Source organism: Reyranella sp. (assembly GCF_965249915.1).
Classification (GTDB): Bacteria; Pseudomonadota; Alphaproteobacteria; order Reyranellales; family Reyranellaceae; genus Reyranella.
The window spans coordinates 4,018,083-4,030,576 of sequence record NZ_OZ252257.1 but is presented as its reverse complement, the minus strand read 5'-3'; the positions used below and the strand labels follow the sequence as shown (position 1 = coordinate 4,030,576).

Genomic DNA, 12,494 nt, shown 5'->3' with positions numbered 1-12,494 from the left:
TGCTTGGTTTACGGTCCGGTCGATGATCGCAAGGCTGATGGTCCTGCTTGCCTTACTCTGCGCGACGCCCGCATGGGCCCAGCAGAACGTCCGGGTTCCCGTAGAGCAGGGCGGGCGCACGGTCCAGCTTGCCGCGCAGCTGTTCCGCCCGGCCAAGGCTGCGGCGGCGCTGCCCGCGGTCGCGCTGTTCCATGGCTGCGGCGGGCCGGGGCAGAACACGGCGCGCATGGCGGGGCTGCTTGCCTCGTGGGGCTATGCCGCGCTGGTGGTCGACAGTTTCTCGGCCCGCGGCCTCAAGGATGTCTGCGGCCGCAACTGGCCGACGCCGGCCGCGGCCGAGGCGCGGGCCGGCGACATCGATGCGGCGCTCGCCTGGCTCGCGAAGCAGCCGGGCATCGATCCGCATCGGCTTGGCTACATGGGCTATTCCTACGGCGGCGGCGTGGCGATGCTGCGCGCGCTGTCGGGCCGGCCGGAAGACCGTACGCCGCCGGTGGCGCGCGCCGTCGTACTGCTCTATCCCGACTGCGCGCTGGCCGATGCGCTGGGGCCGCGGCTTGCCGTGCGCCAGCCCACCTTGTTCGCGATGGGCGCGCTCGACGACTGGACGCCGGTCTCGCAGTGCCGGGCGGTGCTGGAGCGTGTCGTGCGCGGCCGCGAGCTGGTTGACACGAAAGTTTACGAAAACGCTCATCACAGCTTCGATGCGCTCGGCCTGCCGGTGCGCTATCTCGACGGGGTTGGCAACCGCAGCAAGCCCGGCGGATGCTGCGGTGCGCATTACGGCGCCCACGAACCTGCGTGGAAGCAGTTCGTGGTCGACGTCAAGGCGTTCCTCGACAAGGCGCTGAAGCCTTAGGCGCGGGCCGGCGGGAGCGGCATGCGTTCGACGGTATGGGTTGGCGGACTGGTGGCCCTGTTTCTGCCGTTTGCGGCGGCAGAGGCCCAGGAGACGGCCGACGTCCAGGAGGCGGCCGACCGGGACGGCGTGCGCCATGTCGGCAAGGTGCACAACAGGTTGCGCGCGGCCGAGGCGCGGCAGCAGTACTTCCTGGAACAGCCCTTCGACGACGCCTCGCGGCGCTATGCGCGGGCCAAGCAGCAGATCCAGGACACGACCGGCATCTTCTATACGATGACCTCGTCGGTGCTCAGCCAATGGGGCGCGCCCGGCAGCGACTATGGCGCGGTGCAGGCCCAGTTCTCGCCGGCGATGAACTGGAAAATCTTCGACGATCCCAAGATCGGCGCCGGCTCCTTCCAGTTCGCCTACCTCGCCACGCAATACTGGTCGGGTAACACGGGCGCCAGCCTGCAGAACCGGCTCGACCTCAACAGTCCGGTCAACGACTATTCGGTCAACCAGCTCACCTTCGCGCAGGTCAGCTACACGCACGACTTTCCCGGGCACTTCGTATCGATCACCCTCGGGCAGTTTCCCTTCTCGAACTTCGACAGCAACGCCTACTCCAACAACGAGCAGGTCAACTTCATCGGCTATTCGCTGGCGCAGAACGGCAGCCAGAACTATTCGCAGGGCAGTCTCGGCGCCTATGTCCAGCTCAGCCCGACCCAGGAGCTGACCTTCGCCGCGGGCTTCCAGGACGCCAACAACGTCGCGGCCAGCAACTACATCCAGTTCAACACGGCGCGTCAGGGCCAGTATTCCTGGTTCCTCTACGGCGCCTGGTCGCCCGCGTCCGGGAAACTCCGCAATGGCAGCTATTCGCTGCTCTACTACAACCTGCCCAGCGTCGAGATGCAGCCGCAGGCCAGCTCCGGCCTCTCGTTCAACGCCTCCCAGCCGTTCGGCGACAAATGGGGTCTGTTCCTGCGCGCCAACACCGCCTGGAATTCCAGCCAGTACGTCCAGTCGTCGATCGCGGGCGGTGCGGTCTACAACAACCCTTTGGGCCGCGCGCCGCTCGACCAGATCGGTCTCGGGTTCGCATGGAACAGGACCAACCAGGCGCTCTATGCCGACACCTACGCTCGGCCCAGCGAGACGATGGTCGAGCTCTACTGGTCGTGGTCGATCCGGCACCTCTTGATCACGCCGGACGTTCAGCTCTATTTCCAGCCGGCGCTGACGCCGACACAGCAGGTGGCGGCGGTCTTCTCGCTGCGCGCGACGGTCTTGTTCTAGCTTTCGTGAGAGGCGGATGGGGAAGACGATCTGGCACTGTCACATCGCGATGTCGCTCGACGGCAAGATTGCGCGCGCCGACGGCTCGTTCGACTGGCTGGAGAGTTACCCGCCGCAGGAATTCGGCTTCGACGCGCTGATGGCGGGTATCGATGCGATCCTGATGGGCCGCGACACCTACGAGGTCATGCGTAGCTTCGGCGAGTGGCCGTATGGCGAGAAGCCGACGATCGTCATGACCCATCGTCCGCTGGTCGATGCGCCGGGCGCCGTCGAGGCGCGGTCGGGCGATCTCGCGACCGTCGCCCGCGAACTCGAAGCGCGCGGCTATTCCCGGGTGTGGGTCGAAGGCGGTGCGCAGGTGATCCACGGCATGATCGCGGCCGGGAAGCTGGACGTGCTGGAGATGGCCATCGTGCCGATCGTGCTGGGCGACGGGATTGCGCTCATCGCACCGGGCACGCCGGAGCTTAAGCTGACATTGAAGTCCTGCGAGCCGCGCAGCGGCGGTGCTCTGCACGTCGTCTACGAGGCAAGCCGATAAAACCATCCGGTGATTGTGCGGATGGAGCGAACCCCGGCGATTGTGCCGGTGGCGTTCGTGTGTTCAACTTTGCCGAAGAGTTCGCCGCCTCCACTGTGTAACCAAGCGGACAGACCGCCATTCGATCGACGATTGCTGATGCTTTTTCCCGATACCAGGCGAAGGAGCGGCCGTGACGACACCGAATGTTCTCATGATCTTCCCGCGCTTCAATCCGAACTCCTTCTGGAGCCTGCAGGCGGCTTGCGACATCCACGGCGTGCGGTGCCCGGCACCGCCGCTTGGCCTCATCACGCTCGCCGCGTTGCTGCCGCGCGACTGGAACATCAGGCTCGTGAACCGCAACGCCGAGGCGCTCGACCCGGCCGACATCGCCTGGGCCGACATGGTGATGACCGGCGGGATGCTGCCGCAGCGCGTCGACTCGCTCGAGGTCATCGCGATGGCGCAGGCGCAGGGCAAGCCGGTGGTCGTCGGAGGACCGGACGCCATGTCCAGTCCCGACCTCTTCGAACACGCGGACTTCCTGGTCATCGGCGAAGCCGAGGGCGTGATCGGACAATTCGTCGAGGCATGGGAGTCGGGCGCGCGGCGTGGACGCTTCGAGGGCGAAAAATTCAAAGCGGACATCACGACGAGCCCGGTCCCGCGCTTCGACCTGATCGATTTCAGCCATTATCTTTTCGTTGGCGTACAGTTCTCGCGCGGCTGTCCGTTCAACTGCGAATTCTGCGACATCATCGAGCTGTTCGGCCGTATGCCGCGCTCCAAGACCGTGCCGCAGATGCTGGCCGAGCTGCAGGCGCTGCACGATGCCGGCTATCGCGGCCATGTCGACTTCGTCGACGACAATCTCATCGGCAACAAGAAGGCGCTGAAGCAGTTCCTGCCCGCGCTCGAGGCCTGGCAGAAGAGCACCGGCTATCCCTTCATGTTCTCGACCGAGGCTTCCATCAACCTGGCCGACGACGCCGAGCTGCTCGACATGATGCGGCGCGCCAATTTCTTCGCCATCTTCGTCGGCATCGAGAGTCCGGACACCGCAACCCTCGTCTCGACACGCAAGAAGCAGAACACGCGCCGCAGCCTGGCCGACAGCGTCCACCGGATCCATGCCGCGGGGATGATGGTGATCGCCGGCTTCATCGTGGGCTTCGACACCGAGGAGCTTGGCGTGGCCGACACGATGATCGAGTGCATCGAGGCCACCGACATTGCGGTCTGCATGGTCGGCCTGCTGACCGCCCTGCCGACGACGCAGCTCACCCGCCGCCTCGAGAAGGAGGGCCGATTGCTGCCCTTCAACGACATGGGGCGGGGCGATCAATGCACGGCCGGACTGAATTTCGTGACCCGGCGGCCGCGCGCCGACATTCTGAGGGACTACAGGGCGATCCTCGAAGCGACTTACCGTCCGGCGGCCTATTTCGACCGCGTCCGACGGTCGGGCCTCACCCTGCGGCGGCCCAGCCATCCCGTGACGGCGCGGCCGGTCGTGTCGGCGCGCGACCGAAACACGTTGCTGCGCCTGATGTGGAGGATGACCGTCACCCACCCGTTCCTGGCCCGCCATTTCTGGCGGACCTTCGTCGACATCGCGCGGCACAACCCTGCCGCCCTCGAAGTCGTGGTCATCCAGATCACGCTCTACCTGCATCTGGGGCCGTTCGCGAAGTCTGTCGTCGCGGAGATCGATCGGCAGATCGCGATACTCGACCGCGAATCGCCCTTGCAACCGCCGGTACGAGGGGCTGGCGTTCTGCAACGGGCCGTGTAGGGTCGCGCCCCTCATCGACACCTGGGCCTTCATGATCCGCAAAGCGACGACTGCCGACCGTCCCCGCATTTCGGAAGTGCGTCTCGCCGTTCGCGAGAACCAGCTCAGCGCCGCCTCCGCGGGCAAGGTCGAGACGACCGCCAACTGGATCTTCGAGAATGCGACCTTCTGGGTGTGGGAGGAGGCGGGCGCCGTGCAGGGCTTTTCCGTCGCCGATCCGCGCGACGGCACGATCTTCGGCCTGTTCGTCCATCCGGACTATGAGGGCCGTGGCCTCGGTCGCGCGCTGCTGCCGCTGGCCTGCGAGGATCTGCGGGCCGCAGGGTTTGCCGTGGCGACGTTGACCACCGGACCCGGCACGCGGGCCGAGCGCTTCTACCGGGAAAACGGCTGGGAGGAGACCGGCCGCCAGGACGACGGCGAGATCATCTTCCGGAAGCCTCTGTAACGGCACGCTTCAGGGCCGCGCGGGCGAGCAGCCGCGTCGAATCGAGCGTCGGCAGCGGCGAGTTGCCGTCGTTCATGATCAGCGGGATCTCGGTGCAGCCCAGCACGACGGCATCGCAGCCCTGTTCCTTCATATGGCCCATCACCCGCTGGAAGGTGGCGATGCCTTGCGGCGTAAAGCGGCTCTGCACCAGCTCGTCCATGATGATGCGGCTGGTTTCGTCTCGCTCGGTCTCGGTCGGCCTCAGCCACGCAAGTCCTTCGGCCTCGATCTTCTCCGGATAGACCTCGCTGTCGACCAGCCAGCGCGTGCCGGTGATGCCGAGCTTGCGGTAGCCCCGCGTCCTCGCTTCGGCGGCGACGACTTCGGCAATGTGCAGCCAGGGCAAGGGCGAGTGCGGCAGCACCTGCTCCATCGCCTGATGGATCGTGTTGTCGGGGCAGATCAGGAAGTCCGCACCGCCTCGTGCGAGCTTGTTGGCGGATGACAGCATCAGCTTGGCCACGCCGGCGCGGTCGCCGCGGTCGAGGCACTCGACATAGTCGGCCAGCGAGTGCGTGTGCAGCGAGACTTCGGGGTGGGCGTGCGGACCCATGAGGCCCGCGCCCGCGACGCAGATGGTCTTGTAGCAGAGCGCTGCGCCCTCGGCGGAGCAGGCGACGATGCCGATATGCTGGGTCATGGTCATCCCTTGGCGCGCGGATGGGCGGCGCGATAGACGGCGGCGAGACGTGCCGCGTCGACGTCGGTATAGCGCTGGGTCGTCGACAGCGAGGCGTGCCCCAGCAGTTCCTGGATGGTGCGCAGGTCGCCGCCGGCGCCCAGCAGATGGGTGGCGAAGGAGTGGCGCAGCGCGTGCGGCGTCACGCTTTCGGCGAGGCCGAGGTCGCGACGGATCTCGCGCACCCGCTTCTGCACGATGGCGGGATCGAGCGCGCCGCCGCGCGCCCCCATGAAGACGCGGTCGGAGGCTTTCGCCGCGGCCAGCCACGGGCAGGCATCGCGGTACTTCCGAAGCGCCTGCAGCGCCTGCGGCAGCAGCGGCACCAGCCGCGTCTTGTTGCCCTTGCCGGTCACGGCGAGCGTGTCGCGGCCGCTCTTCAGCAGCTCGTCGACCTCTGCCTTCGTGAGCGCCAGCGCTTCGCCGATGCGCAGGCCCGCGCCGTAGAGCAGGATCAGCACCGCGGCATCGCGCAGGTCGATCCACGGCGCGCGCTCGCGGTCGGGCTCGGCCGCGAGCAGATCCTCCATGTCGCGCTCGCTCAGCGCCTTCGGCACGGAGCGCGGCAGCTTGGGCGTCTGGATGGTGGCGATGCTCGCATTGTGGGCGAGCTTGTTCTTGTCGAGGAAGCGGAAGAAGGAGCGCACCGAGGAGAAGGCGCGCGCCGTCGAGGAGCGCGCCATGCCCTGGCGCGAACGCTCGGCCAGCCAGGCGCGGAACTCGGCGGGTTTCAGCCGGGCGAGCGCCTCGAGCGTCGGCGCCTCGCCGAGATAGGTCGCCATGAAGCCGAGGAAAGTCGCGACGTCGTGTTCGTAGGCGATGAGCGTGTGGTCGGCGAGCCGGCGCTCGCTCTTCAGCCAGTCGCGCCACGCTTCCAGTGCGTCGGCGACCCTCACCTCGCTGTCACTCCGGCAGGTCGAGCCAGGCGCGGATCGTGTTCTCCAGCACCTTCGACAGGAAGAACAGGAGCTCGGTCGCCATCTCCGGCCCGAAGGCTTCCGGATCGCGCGCGCCGAAGCACATGACGCCGTCGGGCGAGCCCGACGAGACCTGCAGGCGCATCAGCACGTCGGACTTCACGAAGCGCGCCACGTCGCCGAAGAACGCTTCCTCGCCCACGATGCTGGACCGCAGGCGGGCATGCTTGTCCGGTCCGATGGCGGCATCGATGGCGCCCGGCGCCAGCACGTAGACGCCGCGCACCGGCACGCGCTTGGGGGCGTCGGCATTGGCCTCGATGGCGAGCGTGATGAAGTCGACGTCGAGCAGCTCGGGCAGCTCGTGCGTCACGACATGGATCATCTTCTCGAAGGTCGTCGCCTGGATGATGCTGATGACCGCCGCCTGGATGCGGTTCTGGACGATCTGGTTCTGCTTGGAGTTGGCGATGATCTCGGTGCGCTCGACCTTGAGCTTCTCGATCTCGCCGCGCAGGCGCTTCAGGATCGCCTGCTGCATGTCGATGACGCCCGGCCCCTGGACCCTCGGCGTGACGCCCATTTCGGCGGCCAGCTCGCCATGCTTGTCGAAGAAATCGAGATGGGCCTTGAGATAGGCCACGACGTCGTCGGCGGTGATCAGCTTCACCTGCCGGCCGGAGCCGTCGGGCGCCGGAATCGTACCGTCATTGGCCATGCGCCCGTCTCCGGGTCAGAGGATCGACTGGCCGGTCTTGGCCCAGTCGTCGAGGAAGGCCTTGAGACCGTTGTCCGTCAGGGTGTGCTTGAAGAGCTGGCGCAGCACGTTGGGCGGCAGGGTGCCGACATGGGCGCCGAGCTTGGCAGCCGCGATCACGTGCTGGGTATGGCGGATCGAGGCGACGAGAACCTCGGTCTTGAAGTGCGGATACTGGCGGTAGATCGTCATGATCTCGGCGATGAGATGCATGCCGTCCTGGCCGATATCGTCGAGCCGGCCGACGAACGGCGAGACGAAGGTGGCGCCGGCCTTGGCGGCCAGCAGCGCCTGCGCCGCCGAGAAGCACAGGGTGACGTTCACCATGGTGCCTTCGGAGGTCAGCACCTTGCAGGTCTTGAGCCCGTCCGGCGTCAGCGGCACCTTCACCGTGACGTTCTTCGCGAGCTTGGCGAGCTTGCGGCCTTCCTCGAGCATCGTCTTGTGGTCGGTCGCGACGGTTTCGGCACTGACCGGGCCCGGGACGATGGCGCAGATCTCCTTGATGACGTCGAGCATCTGGCGGCCCGACTTGGCGATCAGCGAGGGGTTGGTCGTCACGCCGTCGAGCAGGCCGGAGGCCGCGAGATCCTTGATATCGGCGACATCGGCGGTATCGACGAAGAACTTCATATAAACTACCCCAATGGCCGATGGTTCGGACTCGCCTGTTACCACAATTTCTAGCGATTCCCCTTCGGAGCCACAAGCCAAGGGGACCGCGTCGTCGCGTCTCGAACCGGTGGAAAACACCATCAAGGTCCTGCTGCCGCTGCCGCTCGGCGATGCCTACGACTATCGAGTTCCGGACGGGATGGCGGTGGTGCCGGGGCATTTCGTCGTCGTGCCGCTGGGCAAGCGCGAATGCGTCGGCGTCGTCTGGGGCGCGGGCACGGGCAATGTCGCGCCGGAGAAGTTGCGCGATGTGATCGCCGTCCTTCCCGCCTTGCCCATGGCCGATGGGATGCGCCGCTTCGTCGACTGGGTGTCGGCCTACACGCTGATGCCTGCAGGGGCCGTGCTGCGCATGGCGATGAGCGTGCCCTCGGCACTCGAGGCGCCCAAGACCGAACTCATCTATCGCCCGGCCCCGGCGACCGGCGACACGGCGCTGAAGCTCACCGCGGCGCGCCGTCGCGTGCTGGAGCAGTTGAAGGACGGGCCGGCGATGGCGGCCGCGGAACTGGCGCATCTCGCGGGCGTCGGCACGTCGGTCGTCAAGAGCATGGCGCAGCTCGGACTGCTGGAGACCGAGGAACGCATCGTGCGTCGATCCTTTCCCCGGCCGGACGGTTTGCATGTGGGGCCGACCCTGTCGCCGGCCCAGAAGATCGCCGCCGACGGGCTGGTCGGGAAGGTGAAGGCCCATGCGTTCTCGGCGACCCTGCTCGACGGCGTGCCGGGCGCCGGCAAGACGGAAGTCTATTTCGAGGCGATCGCCGCCTGTCTGGCCGCCGGCCGTCAGGTGCTGGTGCTGCTGCCGGAGATTGCGCTGACGGCGCAGTGGCTGAAGCGCTTCGAGGACCGGTTCGGCGCGCAGCCCTCGCCCTGGCATTCCGGCCTCACCAGTCTGGAACGCCGCGAAACCTGGCGGGCCATCGCAGAGGGGCGGGTGGGCGTGGTGGTCGGCGCACGGTCCGCGCTGTTCCTGCCCTTCGCCGATCTGGGCCTCATCGTGGTCGACGAGGAGCACGACAGTTCGTTCAAGCAGGACGAGGGCGTCGTCTACAATGCGCGCGACATGGCCGTGGTGCGCGCGCGCCTCGCGTCCGCCCCGATCGTGCTGGCATCGGCGACGCCGTCGCTCGAAAGCGTCGTCAACGTGAAGACCGGCCGCTATGGCGAGGTCCATCTTCCCGGCCGTCACGGCGGGCATCGGCTCGCGGCCCTGTCGGCGATCGACCTGCGGCGCGATGCGCCGTCGCGCGGCCGCTGGCTGTCGCCGCCGGTGGTCGAGGCGATGAAGGAGACACTGGCGGCCGGGGAGCAGACGCTGCTGTTCCTCAATCGCCGCGGCTATGCGCCGATCACGCTCTGCCGGGCCTGCGGCTCGGGGCTCGAATGTCCGCAATGCTCGGCCTGGCTGGTCGAGCATCGGTTCCGCCGCACCCTGGTCTGCCATCATTGCGGCTATTCCGAGCCGCCGGCCCAGACCTGCCGGCACTGCGGCGCGGTCGACCAGTTCGTGGCCTGCGGTCCCGGTGTCGAGCGGCTGGCCGAGGAAGCGCTGGAGCTCTTTCCCGAGGCGCGCCTGGAGCTCTTCACCTCGGACAGTCTGATGAGCCGCGACGAGGCGTCGGCGGCGGTCGATCGCATGGAGAAGGGCGAGATCGACATCCTGATCGGCACGCAGATGGCGGCGAAGGGGCATCATTTCCCGAACCTGACCCTGGTGGCCGTGATCGATGCCGATCTCGGCCTGAACGGCGGCGATCTGCGCGCGGCCGAGCGGACCTTCCAGCTCCTCTATCAGGTCGCGGGCCGTGCCGGCCGCGACGGGCGGCCGGGCCGGGCGCTGATCCAGACCCACAATCCGGAGCATCCGGTGATGCAGGCGCTGGTGTCGGGCGATCGCGACCGCTTCGTCGACGTCGAGCTCCAGGACCGCGCTTTGGCCGGCATGCCGCCTTATGGGCGGCTGGCCTCCCTGATCATTTCGGGACCGGACCCCGTGGCGGTCGACAATGTCTGCGCCGCGCTCGCCCGACGGGCGCCGCAGCAGGAGGGCGTCACCATCCTGGGGCCGTCGGTCGCACCGATGGCCTTGCTGCGCGGACGGCACCGGCGGCGCTTCCTCCTCAAGGCCGGTCGCGACACCGCCGTACAGCCCTTGCTGCACGCCTGGCTTGAGCGGATCGGCCTTCCGGGTTCGGTCCGGCTGCAGGTCGATGTCGACCCCTATTCCTTCCTCTGAGACCCCCGCGCCGAAAAACCGCTGTAGAACAGTGCTTTGCCGACGTTGCGCCGGGAAATGCAGCATGGTAGCAACGCGCGCTTTTCCGGGGTGGGGCGGCAAGCGACGCGGGGCGTTCTGCTGAAGAAAAGCGTGTAATTTCAATGGCTTGCCGGCCGCGTTCCGCGGCAGGGGAGAGGCTCTCGACGTGACCACCGCAACCACCGGCGTTGCCGGACGCTACGCCAGCGCCCTTTTTGACCTAGCGGACGGCTCGAAGTCCCTGGATCAGGTCGCGCAGGACCTCGCCACGTTCCGCAAGCTCGTCGCCGAGAGCGCGGACCTCGCCCGGCTGATCGCCAGCCCGGTCATTCCGCGCGCCCTGCAGGGCAAGGCGCTGCTCGCCGTCCTCGATGCCGCCGGCATTTCCGGTCTGACGCGCAATTTCGTCGGTACTGTGGCCGCCAACGGTCGCGCCCGCGATCTGCCGGCGATGGCCACGGCCTTCCTGGCCGAGCTGGCCTCTCGCCGCGGCGAGACCACCGCGACGGTCACCTCGGCCGTTCCGCTTTCCCCCGCCCAGTTGCAGCAGCTCAGCGATTCGCTGCGTGCCGTGCTGGGCAGTAACAAGGTTTCCATCGACGCACGCGTCGAACCCGACATTCTCGGCGGTCTCGTCGTGAAGGTCGGTTCGCGCCTGTTCGATTCATCCGTCCGAAGCAAGCTGCAGCGCTTGCAGCTTGCCATGAAGGGAGTTGCCTAATGGATATCCGTGCCGCCGAAATCTCGGCCATTCTGAAGCAGCAGATCGCCAACTTCGGCACCGAGGCCGAAGTGGCCGAGGTCGGCCAGGTTCTGTCCGTCGGTGACGGCATCGCGCGCGTCTACGGCCTCGACAGCGTCAAGGCCGGTGAGATGGTCGAGTTCCCCGGCGGCATCAAGGGCATGGCGCTGAACCTCGAGAGCGACAATGTCGGCGTCGTTATCTTCGGTGAGGATCGCACGATCCGCGAAGGCGACACCGTCAAGCGTACCGGCACCATCGTCGACGTTCCGGTCGGCAAGGGCCTGCTCGGCCGCGTGGTCGACGGTCTCGGCAACCCGATCGACGGCAAGGGCCCGATCGTGGCGGCCGAGCGCAAGCTCGTCGAAGTGAAGGCGCCGGGCATCATCCCGCGCAAGTCGGTGAACGAGCCGATGCAGACCGGCCTCAAGGCCGTCGACTCGCTGGTCCCCGTCGGCCGTGGCCAGCGTGAGCTGATCATCGGCGATCGCCAGACCGGCAAGACCGCCGTCGCGATCGACACCTTCCTCAACCAGAAGGGCATCAACAAGGGCACCGACGAGAGCCGCAAGCTCTACTGCGTCTACGTCGCCATCGGCCAGAAGCGCTCGACCGTCGCCCAGATCGTGAAGACGCTCGAGGACAACGGCGCGCTGGAATACTCCATCGTCGTCGCCGCCACCGCGTCCGACCCGGCCCCCATGCAGTTCCTGGCGCCCTACACCGGCTGCGCCATGGGCGAGTACTTCCGCGACAACGGCATGCACGCCGTGATCGTGTATGACGATCTTTCCAAGCAGGCCGTCGCCTACCGCCAGATGTCGCTGCTGCTGCGCCGCCCGCCGGGCCGCGAAGCCTATCCCGGCGACGTGTTCTATCTCCATTCGCGCCTGCTCGAGCGCGCTGCCAAGCTGAACGAGAAGAACGGTTCGGGCTCGCTGACGGCGCTGCCGATCATCGAGACGCAGGCCGGCGACGTCTCGGCCTACATCCCGACCAACGTGATCTCGATCACCGACGGCCAGATCTTCCTCGAGACCGAGCTGTTCTATCAGGGCATCCGTCCGGCCATTAACGTCGGTCTGTCGGTCAGCCGCGTCGGCTCGGCCGCGCAGATCAAGGCGATGAAGCAGGTCGCCGGCACCATCAAGCTGGAGCTGGCGCAGTATCGCGAAATGGCCGCCTTCGCCCAGTTCGCCTCGGACCTCGACGCCTCGACCCAGCGCCTCCTGGCGCGCGGTCAGCGCCTCACCGAGCTGCTGAAGCAGGGACAGTTCGCGCCGATGCCGGTCGAAGAGCAGGTCGTGTCGCTCTATGCCGGCACCCGCGGCTTCCTCGACACGCTGCCGGTGAACAAGGTCAACGACTTCGAGCACCAGCTGCTCGACGCCATCCGCGCCGAAGGCTCGATCCTCGCGTCGATCCGCGAGAAGCGCGAGATCGTCAAGGAGACCGACGACAAGCTGAAGGCGTTCCTCGGCGATTTCGTCAAGAAGTTCGCCTAAGG

At 67.1% G+C, this 12,494-nt stretch carries 12 protein-coding genes; 8 read left to right on the top strand and 4 right to left on the bottom strand.

Annotated elements, in window-relative coordinates; all coding sequences use genetic code 11:
* Positions 1-22 precede the first annotated feature (22 nt).
* The 5 genes from ACP15H_RS20000 (at position 23) to ACP15H_RS19980 (ending at position 4,915) form a co-directional block, all read left to right on the top strand.
* Positions 23-859 (top strand): dienelactone hydrolase family protein, encoded by an 837-nt coding sequence (locus tag ACP15H_RS20000; RefSeq protein WP_425067902.1) that lies wholly within the window; start codon positions 23-25, stop codon positions 857-859.
* 21 nt (positions 860-880) lie between these two features.
* Entirely contained in the window at positions 881-2,146 is a 1,266-nt protein-coding gene (locus ACP15H_RS19995) for a carbohydrate porin (RefSeq protein WP_425067901.1), read from the top strand.
* Positions 2,147-2,162: 16 nt separating this feature from the next.
* Positions 2,163-2,690 carry a dihydrofolate reductase family protein gene (locus ACP15H_RS19990; protein WP_425067900.1) on the top strand — a complete coding sequence of 176 codons (528 nt, stop codon included), beginning with the start codon at positions 2,163-2,165 and terminating at the stop codon, positions 2,688-2,690.
* 193 nt (positions 2,691-2,883) lie between these two features.
* Complete coding sequence (locus ACP15H_RS19985) at positions 2,884-4,467, top strand: B12-binding domain-containing radical SAM protein (protein WP_425069935.1); 1,584 nt, start codon at positions 2,884-2,886, stop codon at positions 4,465-4,467.
* A 31-nt stretch (positions 4,468-4,498) separates the two neighbouring features.
* Complete coding sequence (locus ACP15H_RS19980) at positions 4,499-4,915, top strand: GNAT family N-acetyltransferase (RefSeq protein ID WP_425067899.1); 417 nt, start codon at positions 4,499-4,501, stop codon at positions 4,913-4,915.
* Here ACP15H_RS19980 and ACP15H_RS19975 read toward each other — a convergent pair.
* The 4 genes from ACP15H_RS19975 to fsa are packed head-to-tail and all read right to left on the bottom strand — an operon-like array spanning position 4,893 to position 7,943.
* Complete coding sequence (locus ACP15H_RS19975; RefSeq protein ID WP_425067898.1) at positions 4,893-5,597, bottom strand: aspartate/glutamate racemase family protein; 705 nt, start codon at positions 5,595-5,597, stop codon at positions 4,893-4,895. The two genes, ACP15H_RS19980 and ACP15H_RS19975, sit on opposite strands and share 23 nt — an antisense overlap.
* A gap of 2 nt (positions 5,598-5,599) precedes the next feature.
* Entirely contained in the window at positions 5,600-6,532 is a 933-nt protein-coding gene (locus ACP15H_RS19970) for a tyrosine recombinase XerC (protein ID WP_425067897.1), read from the bottom strand.
* A 7-nt stretch (positions 6,533-6,539) separates the two neighbouring features.
* Positions 6,540-7,271: a DUF484 family protein gene (locus ACP15H_RS19965; protein ID WP_425067896.1), complete on the bottom strand. Its 732-nt coding sequence runs from the start codon at positions 7,269-7,271 to the stop codon at positions 6,540-6,542.
* Between the two features lie 15 nt (positions 7,272-7,286).
* Positions 7,287-7,943: a fructose-6-phosphate aldolase gene (gene fsa / locus ACP15H_RS19960; protein ID WP_425067895.1), complete on the bottom strand. Its 657-nt coding sequence runs from the start codon at positions 7,941-7,943 to the stop codon at positions 7,287-7,289.
* Positions 7,944-8,052: 109 nt separating this feature from the next.
* Between fsa and ACP15H_RS19955 the strand changes: the two genes are divergently transcribed.
* The 3 genes from ACP15H_RS19955 to atpA all read left to right on the top strand — a co-directional run bounded on the left by ACP15H_RS19955 (position 8,053) and on the right by atpA (position 12,492).
* Complete coding sequence (locus ACP15H_RS19955; protein ID WP_425067894.1) at positions 8,053-10,224, top strand: primosomal protein N'; 2,172 nt, start codon at positions 8,053-8,055, stop codon at positions 10,222-10,224.
* Between the two features lie 187 nt (positions 10,225-10,411).
* Positions 10,412-10,966 (top strand): F0F1 ATP synthase subunit delta, encoded by a 555-nt coding sequence (locus ACP15H_RS19950; RefSeq protein ID WP_425067893.1) that lies wholly within the window; start codon positions 10,412-10,414, stop codon positions 10,964-10,966.
* Entirely contained in the window at positions 10,966-12,492 is a 1,527-nt protein-coding gene (atpA, locus tag ACP15H_RS19945) for a F0F1 ATP synthase subunit alpha (RefSeq protein ID WP_425067892.1), read from the top strand. The genes ACP15H_RS19950 and atpA overlap by 1 nt, the downstream gene beginning before the upstream one ends.
* The last annotated feature ends 2 nt before the right edge of the window (positions 12,493-12,494 follow it).